At 68.6% G+C, this 15,501-nt stretch carries 14 protein-coding genes; 5 read left to right on the top strand and 9 right to left on the bottom strand.

The window, feature by feature from the left end:
* Nucleotides 1-88: 88 nt before the first annotated feature.
* A complete protein-coding gene (locus tag ACN0RJ_RS10240) occupies nt 89-742 on the bottom strand; it encodes a glutathione S-transferase (RefSeq protein WP_417719030.1) in 654 nt (217 codons plus the stop codon).
* A 103-nt stretch (nt 743-845) separates the two neighbouring features.
* On the opposite strand from ACN0RJ_RS10240, the gene ACN0RJ_RS10235 reads away from it, so the two are divergent.
* Nucleotides 846-2,057, top strand: coding sequence for a polyhydroxyalkanoate depolymerase (locus ACN0RJ_RS10235; protein ID WP_417719031.1), 1,212 nt, complete (start codon nt 846-848; stop codon nt 2,055-2,057).
* Nucleotides 2,058-2,126: 69 nt separating this feature from the next.
* Here the strand turns inward: ACN0RJ_RS10235 and ACN0RJ_RS10230 are convergent, their stop codons facing one another.
* The 4 genes from ACN0RJ_RS10230 to moaA all read right to left on the bottom strand — a co-directional run bounded on the left by ACN0RJ_RS10230 (nt 2,127) and on the right by moaA (nt 5,428).
* Nucleotides 2,127-2,294, bottom strand: a complete 168-nt coding sequence (locus tag ACN0RJ_RS10230) for an apolipoprotein acyltransferase (RefSeq protein ID WP_417719032.1) — start codon at nt 2,292-2,294, stop codon at nt 2,127-2,129.
* 11 nt (nt 2,295-2,305) lie between these two features.
* Nucleotides 2,306-3,673, bottom strand: a complete 1,368-nt coding sequence (locus ACN0RJ_RS10225) for a DUF2927 domain-containing protein (RefSeq protein WP_417724186.1) — start codon at nt 3,671-3,673, stop codon at nt 2,306-2,308.
* On the bottom strand, nt 3,673-4,125 hold the full coding sequence (locus tag ACN0RJ_RS10220) for a GNAT family N-acetyltransferase (RefSeq protein WP_417719034.1): 453 nt from the start codon (nt 4,123-4,125) through the stop codon (nt 3,673-3,675). Before ACN0RJ_RS10220 ends, ACN0RJ_RS10225 begins: the two co-directional genes overlap by 1 nt.
* A 298-nt stretch (nt 4,126-4,423) precedes the next feature.
* Nucleotides 4,424-5,428: a GTP 3',8-cyclase MoaA gene (moaA, locus tag ACN0RJ_RS10215; protein ID WP_417724185.1), complete on the bottom strand. Its 1,005-nt coding sequence runs from the start codon at nt 5,426-5,428 to the stop codon at nt 4,424-4,426.
* An 83-nt stretch (nt 5,429-5,511) separates the two neighbouring features.
* On the opposite strand from moaA, the gene ACN0RJ_RS10210 reads away from it, so the two are divergent.
* Nucleotides 5,512-6,003 (top strand): hypothetical protein, encoded by a 492-nt coding sequence (locus ACN0RJ_RS10210; protein ID WP_417719036.1) that lies wholly within the window; start codon nt 5,512-5,514, stop codon nt 6,001-6,003.
* Here ACN0RJ_RS10210 and ACN0RJ_RS10205 read toward each other — a convergent pair.
* Both ACN0RJ_RS10205 and ACN0RJ_RS10200 read right to left on the bottom strand, forming a co-directional pair.
* Nucleotides 5,988-6,686: a DNA alkylation repair protein gene (locus tag ACN0RJ_RS10205; RefSeq protein WP_417724184.1), complete on the bottom strand. Its 699-nt coding sequence runs from the start codon at nt 6,684-6,686 to the stop codon at nt 5,988-5,990. The genes ACN0RJ_RS10210 and ACN0RJ_RS10205 overlap by 16 nt on opposite strands.
* Nucleotides 6,683-7,234: a pyridoxamine 5'-phosphate oxidase family protein gene (locus ACN0RJ_RS10200; protein WP_417724183.1), complete on the bottom strand. Its 552-nt coding sequence runs from the start codon at nt 7,232-7,234 to the stop codon at nt 6,683-6,685. Before ACN0RJ_RS10200 ends, ACN0RJ_RS10205 begins: the two co-directional genes overlap by 4 nt.
* Nucleotides 7,235-7,468: 234 nt before the next feature.
* Between ACN0RJ_RS10200 and ACN0RJ_RS10195 the strand changes: the two genes are divergently transcribed.
* A complete protein-coding gene (locus tag ACN0RJ_RS10195) occupies nt 7,469-10,222 on the top strand; it encodes a Hint domain-containing protein (protein ID WP_417724182.1) in 2,754 nt (917 codons plus the stop codon).
* 1 nt (nt 10,223) lies between these two features.
* Here the strand turns inward: ACN0RJ_RS10195 and glmS are convergent, their stop codons facing one another.
* Nucleotides 10,224-12,041, bottom strand: coding sequence for a glutamine--fructose-6-phosphate transaminase (isomerizing) (glmS, locus tag ACN0RJ_RS10190; protein WP_417724181.1), 1,818 nt, complete (start codon nt 12,039-12,041; stop codon nt 10,224-10,226).
* Nucleotides 12,042-12,046: 5 nt separating this feature from the next.
* Nucleotides 12,047-13,396 carry a bifunctional UDP-N-acetylglucosamine diphosphorylase/glucosamine-1-phosphate N-acetyltransferase GlmU gene (gene glmU / locus ACN0RJ_RS10185; protein WP_417724180.1) on the bottom strand — a complete coding sequence of 450 codons (1,350 nt, stop codon included), beginning with the start codon at nt 13,394-13,396 and terminating at the stop codon, nt 12,047-12,049.
* 120 nt (nt 13,397-13,516) lie between these two features.
* Between glmU and ACN0RJ_RS10180 the strand changes: the two genes are divergently transcribed.
* Nucleotides 13,517-14,194 (top strand): HAD-IA family hydrolase, encoded by a 678-nt coding sequence (locus ACN0RJ_RS10180; RefSeq protein WP_417724179.1) that lies wholly within the window; start codon nt 13,517-13,519, stop codon nt 14,192-14,194.
* An 83-nt stretch (nt 14,195-14,277) separates the two neighbouring features.
* Complete coding sequence (locus ACN0RJ_RS10175) at nt 14,278-15,471, top strand: DegT/DnrJ/EryC1/StrS family aminotransferase (RefSeq protein ID WP_417724178.1); 1,194 nt, start codon at nt 14,278-14,280, stop codon at nt 15,469-15,471.
* Nucleotides 15,472-15,501: the final 30 nt, after the last annotated feature.

Genomic DNA, 15,501 nt, shown 5'->3' with positions numbered 1-15,501 from the left:
GGGCGATCCCTCCATGCTTCTTCTTGTCGAAAATACGCAATTCCGCCCTCGTGGCCGGGCGCGGATGCCGGGGGCGGCGGGCCGTCGTTCAGAATTCGACTTCGAGTTCGACGATCTCGTCCGGTTCGGCCAGCGCGCCCGCGATCCATTCCTGCATCGGCTCCCAGTTCAGAATCGTGTCGACATAGGCTTCGAGCCGGTCGTCGAGCGCGACCGCATAGGTACGGAACCGGGTGCAGACCGGGGCATACATGGCATCGGCGACTGAGGGCTTTCCGAAGAGGAACGGCCCGTCGTACTTGTCGAAACATTCGTGCCAGATCGTCTTGACCCGCTCCACGTCCGGGCGCGCGCCGGAGAAGATCTTGAAACTCTGGTGCCGCGCCTTGAGGTTCATCGGCAGGGCCGAGCGGAGGTTGTAGAAGCCCGAGTGCATCTCGCCCGCGATCGACCGGCAATGCGAGCGGGCGGCGACATCGGCGGGATAGAGCCCGGCCTCGGGAAAGGTCTCGTTGAGATATTGCGCGATGGCGAGGGTATCCCAGACCTCGACCTTGCCATGGGTGAGCCGCGGCACCAGCACCGACGGCGACAGCAGCAGCAGTTCCTGGCGGGCCGCCAGGTCTTCGGGATCGACCATCGCCTCTTCGAAATCGAGTCCCGCCATCCTGCACAGCAGCCAGCCGCGCAGCGACCATGACGAATAGTTCTTTGATGAAATCGTGAGCGTTGCCTTGGCCATGGGGTCCTCGGAGCGGGGATATGCACGATCGTGCAAGGAATAGTCTCGCATGCTGCCCCCGGAGTGACTAGCGTCGTCAAGGGGACACAGCGGAGCGAACACATTGCTTTATGCGGCATATCAAGGACTTGACGATATCATTGCGCCGTGGCGGACCTCGGCAATGATGGCACTTGCGCAAATTCCGCGCAGCGACGGCCCGTTTGCCGCGCTTTTACGCGGGAATGCGGCGCTGTTGGAGATGATCGGCCGCTTCCGCCTGACCCACGAGCGTCCGTCCTTCGGCATCAAGAGCGTGCGCGTCGCCAACCGCGACGTGCCGGTGACCGAAGAGGTCGCGCTCGACATGCCGTTCGGCCAGTTGCTGCATTTCCGCAAGGACGTGGATACGCCGCAACCCCGGGTGCTGGTGACGGCGCCGCTTTCGGGGCATTTCGCGACGCTGCTGGCCGGGACGGTGAAGACCCTGCTGCAGGATCACGACGTCTACATCACCGACTGGAAGAACGCCCGTGACGTGCCGCGCGATGCGGGGCCGTTCGGGGTCGAGGATTACGTCTCCTACCTGATCCGCTTCATGGAAGAGATCGGGCCGGGCGGGCACATCCTTGCCGTCTGTCAGCCCTGCGTGCAGGCGCTGGCCGCCGTCGCGGTGATGTCGGAGGACCGCAACCCCGCGACCCCGCTCACCATGACGCTGATGGCCGGGCCGGTCGACGTGCGCGAAAGCCCGACGGCGGTGAACGAACTGGCCAATGAAAAGCCGCTCGACTGGTTCGAGCGCAACGTGATCTCCACCGTGCCCCTGCGCCATCCCGGTGGCGGGCGGCGGGTCTATCCGGGCTTCGTGCAGCTCACCGCCTTCATGGCGATGAACATGGACCGGCACAAGGACCAGCACCGCAGGATGTTCGACCACCTCGCCGCCGGCGAGATGAAGGAAGCCAACCGGATCAAGGAGTTCTACGACGAATATTTCGCCGTGCTCGACCTGACCGAGGAATTCTACATCGAGACGATCGAACGCATCTTCCAGAAGGCCGAACTGGCCACGGGGGCGTTCACCTATCGCGGGCGCCGGGTCGACCCCTCGCACATCCGGCGCACGGCGCTGCTGACGGTCGAGGGTGGGCGCGACGACATCTGCGGGCTGGGCCAGACCACCGCGGCGCACGATCTCTGCTCGACCCTGCGGCCGCATCTGAAGCGGCACCACCTGCAGGCCAATGTCGGCCATTACGGCGTGTTCAACGGCCGCCGCTGGGAGAACGAGATCTACCCGGTCGTGCGCAACATGATCCTGGCGATGGAATAGGGCGGCATCGCGCCCCTTGCCGGGGGCAACGGCGCGGAAAGGGCCCCCGTCACGGCGGGGCCGCCCCGGTCAGGCGACGACTTTCTCGATGACGATGGTCAGGACCAGCCCGGCCAGCGCGAACAGGATCGCGTAGACCACCGCGAACTGCGCGATATCGGCCTTGTTGCCCTTGCGCCGCGAGGCGGTGAGCCCCCCGAGGATGGCGCCGAGAAGCGCCCCCGCAATCACGATCATGCCTTGCCTCCTCAGCCGCCTCTGAGCGGGTTGAGCGAGCCGATCTCGCGCAGTTTCGCACGCACGGCCCAATCCGAGCCGAAGCCGTATCGCGCCCATCCGAGAGAGTCCAGCCGCACCGTGCGCCCCTCGGCGGACCGGCCCGAGAGGTCCAGCGCCTCGGCGCGCAGCAGCATCAGCGTCGCCAGCAGGGCCGCGTTCTCGTTCCGCGCCGCGATGTCGAGATAGGGGCCGATCAGTTCCAGCGCCTCTTCGGGGCGGTTGCCGTTGATCGCGTAGGCCGCCAGTTGCGAGGCCACGTAGGCCTGGTGCAGCTGGGTGTTGGGGGACAGGGCAAAGTAGCGCTGCGCCAGCCGGAACTGCTCCTGCGCCGCATCGGCATCGTAGCTTTGCAGGATGCGCCCCATGGCATAGTGGGAAAAGCCGCGCCGGTGATCGCTCCAGCCCATGCCGGCGGCGACGTTCAGCGCCTCGGTCGCGGCGGCGCGGCGTTCGGACGCATCCGACCCCGGCCCGAGCGCGGTCTGGATCGCGTCGATCCACACCCGCGGAGTGCGCGAGAGACGGCGCACCGGCAGGCCTTCGCCCGCCGGGTTGACCCGCGCCAGGATGGCGGGCAGGCGGTCGGCGACCTCGCGGCGCGACAGTCCCGAGCGCAGCGCCGGGTCGTAATAGGCGCGCAGGATCGTCATGTCGTAGCCGGTCAGCACGGTGTGCACGTTGTCGTCGTTGAACACGCTGTCGGGCAGGCGGTAGAGGTCGTTGAGCGGCCCGAGCGACTGGGCGATCTCCTCGTGCAGGCAGTCGCGCACCTCCTGCGGCGAGGAATCCGCCGGCAGGAAGATCGACAGCCGCTCGCGGGTGGTGACATTGGACCAGCTCACCCGCGGCGCGCGCCGATTGGCGATGTACTCCGCGAGCGAGGAGACGTTGGGCACCACGAAACAGGCGGCCTGCGGCAGGTAGCGGCGGATGTCGGCGCGGGGGATGGCCTGGACGGTGATGTTGGCGGCAGAGGCGGCGGTGAGCGAGATGTCGATGCCCGCCTCGTTGCGCAGCCGGTAGATCAGCCGGTTGAGGTCCAGCGCCAGCGACGGCGGCGGGCTGCCCGCGACGCGCAGGGTGATCGGCCCTTCGAAACGGGTGAAGGTGGGCAGGGTGCGGCCGGATTCCAGCGCGAAGGTCAGGTCGAGGAAATCCCGCGCCATATCGGAATTCGACGTCACCGGCGGCAGCGGGCGCGGGGTCGAGAAGCTCTTCATCGCGGGCAGGCTGGTGTCGGTCTGCACCGACACCGCCGCGCGGCTCGCCGTGTCCGACGGGGCCACCGGCACGCAGGCTCCGAGCAGAAGGTAGAGCGGCAGGAGCAGCTTGCGCATCACGGTCTCTGGTACTTGATGAACTCGGTCAGCGTCCCGATCCTGTCATAGAGCTGCCGCGCGCTGTGGTTGGAGCTCTGGGTCAGCCAGTAGACGTTCGGCGCGCCCTCGGCGTCGGCGGCGGCATAGACGGCCTCGATCAGCGCCCGCCCGATGCCGAGGCCGCGCACCTCGGGAGAGGCAAAGAGATCCTGAAGATAGCACACGTTCTCGACCCGCCAGCAATGGCGGTGAAAGAGGAAGTGGACGAGCCCCACGAGCCTTCCGTCTACTTCTGCCACGAGCGCGCGGAAATCCTGCGCATCGTCTCCGAGAAGACGGGCAAAGGTGGTCGCGTAGACCTCGTCCGGCACGGAGGATTTGTAGAAGGTGAGATACCCCTTCCACAGCACGCGCCATTCATCTTCATCCCGTGCCGCCAGGGGGCGCACGATCACATCGGGTTGGGACACTGTCGAAGCCTGCCTGCTCTTTGTCTCGGATGTTCATGACATCCGATGATTTTCTGTCCTCTGTAGGGACACTATAGGGCAAAAGCGCGGTCTCTGCGAAGCGCCGGGTCGGGGCGGCGGCAATTTTCGGCGAGGTGGTGCGGGAAATTCGGAATATTCAATGAAATCAAAGGTCAGTGCGGTGCAGCGGTGCAACAATACCTGTACTCGCGGGCCATTGTTTCCGCCGACATTGCGGCCGAAGCGGGGCGGGTCAAGGTTTTCCGGCAATGGATCGCGGCTGCGCCGGGGGGCGGGATCAGCCGCCGGTATGGCTCATGTGACGCGACACGCGGCCGTCGACGCTCTGCCGGGAGTAGTCGAAATCGTGGCCCTTGGGCTTGCGCCCGATGGCGGCACGGATCGCGTCCTCCAGCGGGGCATCGCTGTCGGGATGGTTGCGCAGGGGGGCGCGCAGGTCGGCCATGTCCTCCTGACCGAGGCACATGTAGAGTTCCCCGGTGCAGGTCAGCCGCACGCGGTTGCAGCTTTCGCAGAAATTGTGGGTGAGCGGCGTGATGAAGCCGATCTTCTGGCCGCTCTCTTCGAGGCGCACGTAGCGGGCCGGACCCCCGGTGCGTTCGGACAGTTCGGTCAGCGTGTAATGCTCGGCCAGGCGCGCGCGCAGGTCCGACAGCTTCCAGTACTGGTCGATGCGCATCTCGTTGCCGATGTCGCCCATCGGCATGACCTCGATCCAGGTCAGGTCGATATCGCGCGAGGCGCACCATTCGGTGATCGACAGCAGTTCGTCCTCGTTGAAGCCCTTCAGCGCCACGGCGTTGAGCTTGACCCGCATCCCCGCCGCCTGCGCCGCGTCGATGCCGCGCATCACCTGGGGCAGGCGGCCCCAGCGGGTGATCCGCGCGAATTTCTCGTCATCCAGCGTGTCGGCGGAGACGTTAACCCGGCGCACGCCCGCCTCGTAGAGCGGCTTGGCAAAGCGTTCGAGCTGCGAGCCGTTGGTGGTCAGCGTCAGCTCCTTCAGCGCGCCGCTGTCGAGATGGCGCGACATGGAGCGGAAGAAGGTCAGGATATCCTTGCGCACCAGCGGTTCGCCGCCGGTGATGCGCAGCTTCTCGACTCCCATGCCGACGAAGGCGGAACAGAGCCTGTCCAGCTCCTCCAGCGTCAGAAGCTCCTTCTTGGGGAGAAAGGTCATGTTTTCCGACATGCAATAGACGCAGCGGAAATCGCAGCGGTCGGTGACCGAGACCCGAAGGTAGGAGATCGGACGGTGGAAGGGATCGATGAGCTGTTCCATGCATGGAACCTAGGCGTGAAACCGCCGCGGGACAAGGTTTTGCGTGATTGTCAGACGCAGACGAAGGTCATACCCTGCGGCGCATGACACGATATGCCCTGATCCTGCCCCTGCTGCTGGCCGCCTGTGCCGACATGCCGTTCGGTGGCGCGGCAAAGCCCGCCTCCGCCACCGCCCCGGACGAGGTCCGCCCGGCCGAGCGACCGGCCACCATCGTGGCCCCGAAACCGCCTGCTTCCGCCCGCACGGCGGACCAGTTCGACACCACCACCGCCGCCGACCGCGCCGCCGCCGCCGCGGCGCCTGCGGAACCGGCGGGGGAAAAGAGCCTCGGAACCACCGTCGCCTCGCTCGGCGATCCGGCGCGACCCGGCTTCTGGCTGGAAACGCCCCTGGTCTCCGCGCCCGGCAAGGGGCGGGTGGTCTACCCGGGGTCGGGGAAATCCTCGCAGGTCGATCTCATCCCGATCGACGGACCCGCGACGGCGGGAAGCCGCATTTCGCTTGCCGCGATGCGCCTGATCGAAGCGCCGCTGACCGATCTTCCGGTGATCGAGGTCTATTCCGGAGGCTGATCCGCCGGAGCGAGCAGCCGCGCCGCCTCGCGTCGCGCAAAGGGTTTCATCCCGGCACCGTGCGCGTCGAGAAAGGCCCGCACCCGGCCGGGATCGTGTTTCGACAGATCGCGCAGCCACCAGGCGACGGCCTTCTGGATGAACCATTCCCGGTCGGGCACGTAGCCCGCGGCCCACCCCAGCACCCGGTCGCGGATGGCGAGGTCGGCCGCGCTCGGGTGGGTCTGTTTCGTCCAGGGCAGGGTGATGACCAGCGCCGCGCGCCGGGTCCACATCTGCGGGCTTTCGGTCCAGGGCGCCACGTCTTCGAGTCGCGCCGGGTCCGCGGAGAGCCGCCGCATCCCCGCCATGCAGACGTGATCCGCAATGGCCCAGGAATCGAACTCGGGCACCCAGCCGCGGATCAGATCCCAGACCGGGCCGTCGTCGCGGATGCGCGCCTGCGTCAGGAGCCGGGCCGCCAGCAGTCGCGCCTCGAAGATGTCGCTGCGCCAGAGGCCGTCGGCCAGCGCCACGCGCTCGGGCAGGGTCAGCGACCGGCGCAGGTCGGTCCCCAGCGCATTGGTGTCGGGATTGGCCACCCCGAGATACCGGCGCGCCACCTTGTGATAGGCGGCCATCTCGGCGGAACGGCCGGGGACGGCGTGACGCTCCAGGGCCGCGATGGCGTCCTGCGGCGTCATGCCGGGGTGGTGTCGGGCCGCGTCGGGCGTCCGTCGAGCGTGGTGGCGTTCTTCTCGGCCCAGTACGCGCGCAGCCCGTCCTCGCCCCGGTCCTCGGCCCAGTGGCGCAGGGTGTCGCGCTCGCCGGCGAAATCCATGAAGGGCACCGCATAGCCGCAGGAGGTCTGCACCATCTCGATCGCCACGTCGCAGATCTGGCGCGCGCCTGGGATCGGCGTGAAACGGGCAAGGTGGTCGTCCCAACCCGGTTCGCCCGCGTGGATCATCCGCGCCGTGCCGTAGGCGCGCAGGATGAGCGGCCGCCGCTCGAAGCTGCACCACATGAGGGTGAGGCGCGCATCCTCGAGCAGATGCCCGGCGGTTTCGTTGCCCGACCCCGTGACGTTGAGCCAGAGGATGCGGTTTTCGGACAGGATGCGCAGCGAATCCATCCCCTTGGGCGAGATATTGACCCGTCCCGTCGGTGCTGCCGAGCCCACGAAGAACATGTGCTGGGCCTTGATGAAGCTCTGATGGTCCGCGCCGAGCGCTGGAAACTGCTTTGCCATGGGATCCGTCCGGTCGCTGGTGGAGGCTGGGAACCTTATATCGCGCCGTTGCCGCCGGGACAGGCCAAAGCGCGGCGATTAACCGGGGATTTGCGAATTTGTCCCAGAGTGAGCCCGCCGGGTCGGGGGCCGGAGCGACGGACGGCGGGTCCGCCGCACCCTCGTGCATGATTGCGGCCAGCAACCGGCCAGTGACCGGCGGGACTCCGGCAGGAAACAGGAACGGGCCCTTTCATGACCACCCATGTCGTCGTCGGATATGCGCTCGGCAATTTCAGGGTCGACGGCGGCACGCCGGCGCCGGGCGCGCGGTTTCGGCTCGACCCGGATTTCTCGGCGGCGACCGATGCGCTGACCTTCACCTTCAGCGATGACGACGGCCGGCTCGACGGGCAGGCGGGCTATGCGCGGGATTCCACGCAGAACGTGGTGGTCACCGACAGCAGCGGCGCCACGGTGGCGAGCGGCGCGGTGCGGCTCGGATTTTCGACGACCCTGACCACGCCGCTCGGCGAAACCGTCCGCATCTGGGAGGTCTACGTCAACGGCTCCGTCCGCGGCTACGTCTCGGACGGCACGGTCGATCCCGGCGTGACCTACGAGATCAGCAATTACGCCGACACCACCGCCGGGCGCGAACCCGCCTATGGCGAGCTTGCGGATGCCACCTACACGGCTGCGGCGGACAACAGCATCCAGGGCGGCGGATTTGCCGACACGCTGCACGGCGGCGCGGGCCGCGACACGCTGGACGGGGGCGGGGGCAACGATGTGATCGACGGCGGTACGGGGGCCGATTCGCTGTCCGGCGGGATCGGCAACGACACCGTCACCGGCGGCGACGGGGCCGACACGATCACCGGCGGCGCGGGCAACGACAGCCTGAGCGGCGGCGCGGACGGCGACCGCTTCCTCTTCGGCGCGGGCTGGGGGGCGGATACGGTCTCCGGGGGCGGCACCGTCACCACCGGCAGCGATTTCGACATCCTCGACTTTTCCTCCGTCACCGGGACCGGCATCACGGTGATCTATTCGGGGTCCGAGGCGGGGACCGTCTCCGGCGGGGGCAACACCGTGTCCTTCTCGGATATCGAGGGGATCGTCGCCACCAACCAGGCGGATTCCATCGACGCCTTCCACGATACCGTCGGCATCCACGCCGACATGGGCGGGGGCAACGACACCATCGGCGGCGGCGCGGGGAAGGACACCCTGTCCGGCGGCGCGGGCGACGACACGATCTGGGGCGCCGACGGCGACGATTGCATCAGCGGCGGCGACGGCAACGACACCCTGCAGGGCGCGGGCGGCAACGACACGATCACCGGGGGTGCGGGCCTCAACAGCCTGTTCGGGGGCGACGGCAACGACCGCTTCATCGTCACCGGCGGCGACGGTCGGGCCATGATCTTCGGCGGCGAGGGGGCCACCGACCTCGACACCGTGCAACTCGGTCCGAGCGCCGTCAGCGTCACCTGGAACGGCTGGGAATACGGCTCCTTCACCTATGCCGGCAGCGCCACGACCCACAACTTCTGGGAGATCGAGTCGTTCGAGGCGGGGGCCGGGGACGACCTGTTCGATGCGACCGGCGCCGCCGACGGGGTCAGGATCTCTGCCGGGGACGGGCAGAACACCATCACCGGATCGGCCCATGCGGATTCCGTCGTCACCGGGGATGGCGCGGACAGCATCGCGGGGGGCGAGGGGGACGACACCATCCGCGCGTTCGACGGCGACGACCTGATCCGGGGCGACGGCGGCGACGATCTGGTCTACGGCGGGCGCGGCCAGGATACCATCCTCGGCGGCAGCGGCGCCGACACCCTCATCGGAGACCAGGGGTCCGACACGATCTTCGGCGGGGACGGCAACGATTGCATCGTCGGAGGGTCGGCCAACGATGTGCTCCACGGCGAGGCCGGCAATGACACGATCATCGCCGACACCGGCTCGAACTTCCTGTCGGGCGGGCTCGGCAACGACCTGCTGGTCGGCTCGACCACCGACGGCCGCGATACCTTCGACGGGGGCGAGGGCAGCGACACCATCGACGGCGGGGTGGGGTCGAACCTCATCATCGGGGGCAGTGGCAACGACCTCGTGACCACGGGCGGGGGGGCCGACACCATCCGGTTCTCCGACGGTGACGGCTATGACACGATCACCGATTTCGACCTGACCGACGACGGGGCCGGGCGCTCGGTCGATCGGCTCGACCTCTCCGGGGTGACCACGGACGGCACTACGCCGGTGCGCAGTTGGGATATCGCCGTGAGCGACGACGGCGCGGGCAACGCGGTCCTGACCTTTCCCGACGGCGGCCGCATCACGCTGCTCGGCATCGCGCCCGCCAGCCTGAACCAGACGCAGATGACCGCCATGGGCGCGCCCTGCTTTCTGGCCGGGTGCCTGATCGACACCCCCTCCGGCCCCCGCCCGGTCGAGGATCTGGCCCCCGGCGATCCGGTGCGCATCCGGGACGGTCCGCCGCAACCGGTGCTCTGGGCGGGCGCGCGGCATCTCGGTGCGGAGGCGCTGCGCGCGGCGCCGAACCTCCTGCCGGTCGAGATCCGCTCGGGCGATCCGGCGCGGGCCTCCCCCCTCAGGGTCTCGGCACAGCATTGCGTTCTTTTCGACGATGGCGGCGGACCGGGCCTTGCCCGTGCCCGCCACCTTGCGCGTGCGGGATGGCCCGGCGTGCGGGTGATGCGGGGCAAGCGGTCCTGCAGCTATCACCACATCCTGCTGCCGGCGCATGCGCTGGTTTCGGCGAACGGGCACTGGGCGGAAAGCTTCTGGCCGGGGCCGATGGGTTTTGCCGCGCTGAGCGCGGAGGCGCGGCGCTCACTCATCGTCGCGGCGCCCTGGCTGTTGCCGGCGCTGCTGGGGCGGCAGGCGGTCGAAACCGTCTATGCCCCGCGCGCCTTGCCGCTGGTCTCTGCCGCTCGCATTCGTGCGGCGCTGCGCCCCGTCGTGCGGGCCTGAGCTATTCCACCGTCACCGATTTGGCGAGGTTGCGCGGCTGGTCCACATCCGTGCCCTTGGCGATGGCCGCGTGATAGGCCAGCAACTGCGCCGGAAGCGCGTAGAGCAGCGGCGCAAGATGCTCGTCGACCTCGGGAAGGGTGATGGTCTGCCAGACACCGTCGCCGGCTTCGGCCACGCCGCGGGCATCCGACACCAGGCAGACCTTGCCGCCGCGCGCCATCACCTCCTGCATGTTCGACACGGTCTTGTCGAAAAGACTGTCGCGCGGTGCCATCACGATCACCGGAACGCTCTTGTCGATCAGCGCGATGGGGCCGTGCTTCAACTCGCCGGATGCATAAGCTTCGGCGTGGATGTAGCTGATTTCCTTCAGTTTCAGCGCACCTTCGTGGGCGAGGGGGTACATCATCCCCCGGCCGAGAAACAGCACGTCCCGCGCTTCGGATATCTGCACGGCCGCCCGCGCGATGTCGCCGTCACGATCCAGTGCGGCATTCATCACGCCCGGCAGCGCGCGCAGGGCGTTCAGCAGCGCGACCTTGCGGGCCTGGTCCATCTCGCCGCGCTCGACGGCGGCCTTGATCGCCAGCAGCAGCAGCACGTTGAGCTGGCAGGTAAAGGCCTTGGTCGAGGCGACCCCGACCTCGACCCCGGCGTGGATCGGCAGCGCGAGGTCGCTTTCCCGCGCGATCGAGGAGGTGTCGACATTCACCACCGACACGATGCTGTCGGCCTTGTCCCGGCAGTAGCGCAGCGCGGCGAGGGTGTCGGCGGTTTCGCCCGACTGCGACACGAAGAGCGCGGCGGTGCCCGGCAGGACCGGCGGTTCGCGGTAGCGGAATTCCGAGGCGATATCGACCTCGACGGGCAGGCGGGCCAGTTTCTCGAACCAGTATTTCGCCGTCAGGCAGGCGAAATAGGCGGTGCCGCAGGCGACCATGGTCAGGCGGTCGACCTTGGCAAAATCCAGGCCCGGTTCCGGCAGCGCGATGGTGTCGCCGTCGAGATAGGCGCGCAGGGCATCGGCCAGGACGGTCGGCTGCTGGGCGATCTCCTTGGCCATGAAATGCTTGTAGCCGGCCTTGTCGATGCGGGTCGCGTCGACGCGGATCCGGCTCGTGGCGCGGTTGGCGCGGTCGCCGCGGGCGTCGAAGATCTCTGCCCCGCGGCGGGTGACGATGGCGCGGTCGCCCTCTTCGAGATAGGTGATCCGGTCGGTCATCGGCGCCAGCGCGATGGCATCGGAGCCGACGAACATCTCGCCGTCACCATGGCCGATGGCCAGCGGAGAACCCTTGCGCGCGGCGATGATGAGATCCTCCTCGCCGTCGAACAGGAAGGCGAGGGCAAAGGCACCGTCGAGCCGGTCGAGCGTCTTGTTCGCCGCCTCGACCGGGGTCATGCCCTGGGTCAGGTAGTGGCTGGCCAGCATGGCGACGGTCTCGGTGTCGGTGTCGGTCTCGGGATGCAGACCCGAGGCGGCAAGTTCGGCGCGCAGTTCGCGGAAATTCTCGATGATGCCGTTGTGGACCACCGCCACCGGCCCGGCGCGATGGGGGTGGGCATTGCGGGTCGAGGGCTCGCCGTGGGTTGCCCAGCGGGTGTGGCCGATGCCGGATTTCCCGGCGAGCGGCTCGTGCACCAGCAGGTCGGACAGGTTCACCAGCTTGCCCACGGCACGGCGCCGGTCGAGCGTTCCGTCGTTCACCGTGGCGATGCCCGCGCTGTCGTAGCCGCGGTATTCGAGACGGCGCAGCGCCTCGACCAACATGGGGGCCACCTCGTGGTGTCCCAGAACGCCGACAATCCCGCACATGGACCTTACCCCTTGCTCTGCTTGGCTTTCTTGGCCCGCAGCATCTCGAAGAGCCGCGTGGCGAAGCCTTGTTTCGTCACCTGTTTCGCCCGTCCCAGCGCCAGCGCGCCGGGGGGCACGTCCTCGGTGATGACCGACCCGGTGCCGGTCATCGCGCCGTCTCCGATGCTCACCGGGGCCACCAGCATGGTGTCCGAACCGATGAAGGCGCCGCGCCCGATGGTGGTGCGGTGTTTGAAGACGCCGTCATAGTTGCAGGTGATGGTGCCTGCGCCGATGTTGGTCCTTTCGCCGATGTCCGCATCGCCGATGTAGGTGAGGTGGTTCGCCTTCACCCCCTCGGCGAGATAGGCGTTCTTGACCTCGACGAAGTTGCCGACATGCACCTCCTCGGCCAGTTCCGCGCCGGGGCGCAGGCGGGCGAAGGGCCCGACGACGGCGCCTCGGCTGACGTGGCAGCCCTCGAGATGCGAGAAGGCCCGCAACCGCGCGCCGGATTCCACAGTCACGCCGGGACCGAAGATCACGTTGGGCTCGACCTCGGTATCGCGGCCGATCACGGTGTCCCAGGCAAGGAACACGGTCTCCGGCGCGGCGAGGGCGACGCCGTTCTCCAGCAGTTCCGAGCGGGCGCGGGCCTGGAAGGCGGCCTCGGCCCCGGCCAGCTCGGCGCGGGAATTGACGCCCAGCGTCTCGGCTTCGTCGCAGGGCACCACCCCGGCGGACAGACCGTTGGCGCGGGCCAGAGCGACCACGTCCGGCAGGTAGTATTCCCCGGCGGCATTGTCGTTCTTCACCAGCTTGACGAGATCGGCAAGAAGCGAGGCGTCGGCGCAGAGAACGCCGGAATTGCAAAGCGTTATGGCGCGCTCTTCCTCCGTGGCATCCTTGTACTCCACGATCCTCAGCAGGCTCTCGCCCTCGGTCACGAGACGGCCGTAGCGACCGGGATCGGCGGCCTCGAACCCCAGAACGACGATGTCGTGGCGGGCGCGCGCGACCGACATCGCCTCCAGAGTGTCCTGCGAGATGAAGGGCGTGTCGCCGTAGAGCACGATGGCATCGCCGTCGAAATCCTCGAGCTGCGGCATGGCCTGGGCCACGGCATGCGCGGTGCCGAGCTGTTCGGTCTGCACGACCACGCGCGCCTCGGGATCGTAGCCGAGGACCGAGGCCTGCACCTGCGCCGCCTCGTGCCCGGCAACGACGATGGTGCGTTCCGGCTCAAGCGCCTGGCCGGCGCGCATGGCATGCCAGAGCATCGGCGCATGGGCGATGCGGTGCAGAACCTTGGGCAGGTCCGATTCCATGCGGGTGCCCTTGCCTGCGGCGAGGACGATCAGGGCGATGCTCATGCGGTGTTCTCGTTTGTATTCTGCCTGCGCCCGTTTTACCCCTCTGGCGAGGCGGGGCAAGGTGGCGCGGTTCACGTTGGATTGCGGCATGTGACAGGGCAGGACAGGGGCAGGAACGATATGCGGACGGTGATCTTCGACCTGGACGGGACGCTGGCGGACACGAGCGGCGATCTCATCGCCGCCGCCAACGTCTGTTTCGAGGAAATGGGCCACGCGCAGCGGCTCGATCCGGTGGCGGATGCGCTGACCGCCTTCCACGGCGGGCGGGCGATGCTGCGGCTCGGGCTCGGGCGCGGGACGGGGCGCGACGGGGCGGCGGCGGACGAGGCGCAGGTGGATCGCTGGTATCCGCGCCTGCTGACCGCCTACGGCGCGGCCATCGACGTTCACACGCGGCTTTATCCCGGTGCGATCGAGGCGGTCGAAGCGCTGCGCGCCAGCGGCCATGCGGTCGGCATCTGCACCAACAAGCCCGCCGGACTGGCCGAGGATCTGCTGGCCCGGCTCGGCGTGCGGGGGCTTTTCGCCTCGCTGATCGGTGCGGACTCGCTGCCGGTGCGCAAGCCCGACCCGGCGCCCTATGTCGCGGCGGTCGAGGGCGCGGGCGGGACGGTCGCGCGCAGCCTGCTGGTGGGCGATACCGACACCGACCGCAAGACCGCGCGCGCGGCGGGCGTGCCCTGCGTGCTCGTCGGCTTCGGCCCCGAGGGCACGGCGGTGTCGCGCCTCGAACCGGAGGCGATGATCGCGCATTTCGACGCCCTGCCGGAGGTCGTCGCGCGCCTTCTCGCCTGAGCGGGGCGCCCGCTTTTCCGACGGGGCATCGTCACCGGCGCGGGTCATTGACCTTGTCGCCCGATGGGAGCAGAAATCCGCACATGGACGAACGGTTCACCGGCAGTTTCACCCAGCAGGAGCCGATCCCCGAGGCGGGGATCGAGGCGGCCCTTGCCGTGCTGCGCCACGGCCGCCTGCACCGCTACAACGTCACTCCCGGCGAATTGTCCGAAACCGCGCTGCTGGAGCAGGAGTTCGCCGCGCTGACCGGCGCGCGCCATGCGCTCGCGGTCGCTTCGGGCGGCTATGCGCTCGGCTGCGCGCTGCGCGCCGCCGGGGTCGCCGCCGGGGACCGCGTGCTCACCAATGCCTTCACGCTCGCCCCGGTGCCCGGCGCCATCGCCGCGCTCGGCGCCGAGCCGGTCTATGTCGGCGTGACCCCGGCGCTGACCATCGACCTCGACGATCTTGCCGCCAAGGCCGGATCGGCGCGGGTGCTGCTGCTCAGCCACATGCGCGGCCACATCTGCGACATGGACCGCCTGATGCGGATCTGCGACGCCGCCGGCATCGCCGTGATCGAGGATTGCGCCCACACCATGGGGGCCGCCTGGAAGGGCGTGCCCTCCGGACGCCACGGAATCATCGGGTGCTATTCCACGCAGACCTACAAGCACGTCAATTCCGGCGAAGGCGGCTTTCTGGTCACCGACGATCCCGAGATCGCCGCGCGGGCGGTGATCCTCTCGGGCAGCTACATGCTCTACGAGCGACACCTCGCGGCCCCCGCGCCCGAGGTCTTCGAGCGGGTGAAATACGTCACGCCCAACGTCTCGGGCCGCATGGACAACCTGCGCGCCGCGATCCTGCGCCCGCAGCTGCGCGCGCTTCCGGACCAGGTGGCACGCTGGAACGCGCGCTACGCCGTGGTCGAGGACGCCCTGCGCGACGTTCCGGGCCTGGCCCTCGTCCCGCGGGAGCCCGGGGCGGCCCCCGTCGGCTCCTCCTTCCAGTTCCTGCTGCTCGACTGGGCGGCAGAACGGGTGCGCGAGGTGCTGGCCCGCTGCGCCGCGCGCGGGGTCGAACTGAAATGGTTCGGCAGTGAGGAGCCCGTCGGCTTCACCTCGCGCTACGATTCCTGGCGTTACGCGCCGGCGCCGCCCATGCCGGCCACGGACCGGGTGCTGGCGGCGATCCTCGACATGCGGCTGCCGCTGACCTTCAGCCCGGAGGATTGCGCGCAGATCGGCCGCATCCTGCGGGCCGAGGTGTCGGCCGTATGGCAGCAGGGCTGACGACGCCCGCAGATGCGACCCAAGCACGGG

Origin of the sequence: Salipiger sp. (assembly GCF_048261495.1) — a bacterium.
Lineage (GTDB): Bacteria > Pseudomonadota > Alphaproteobacteria > Rhodobacterales > Rhodobacteraceae > Salipiger.
This window is presented reverse-complemented; position numbering and strand designations above follow the sequence as displayed.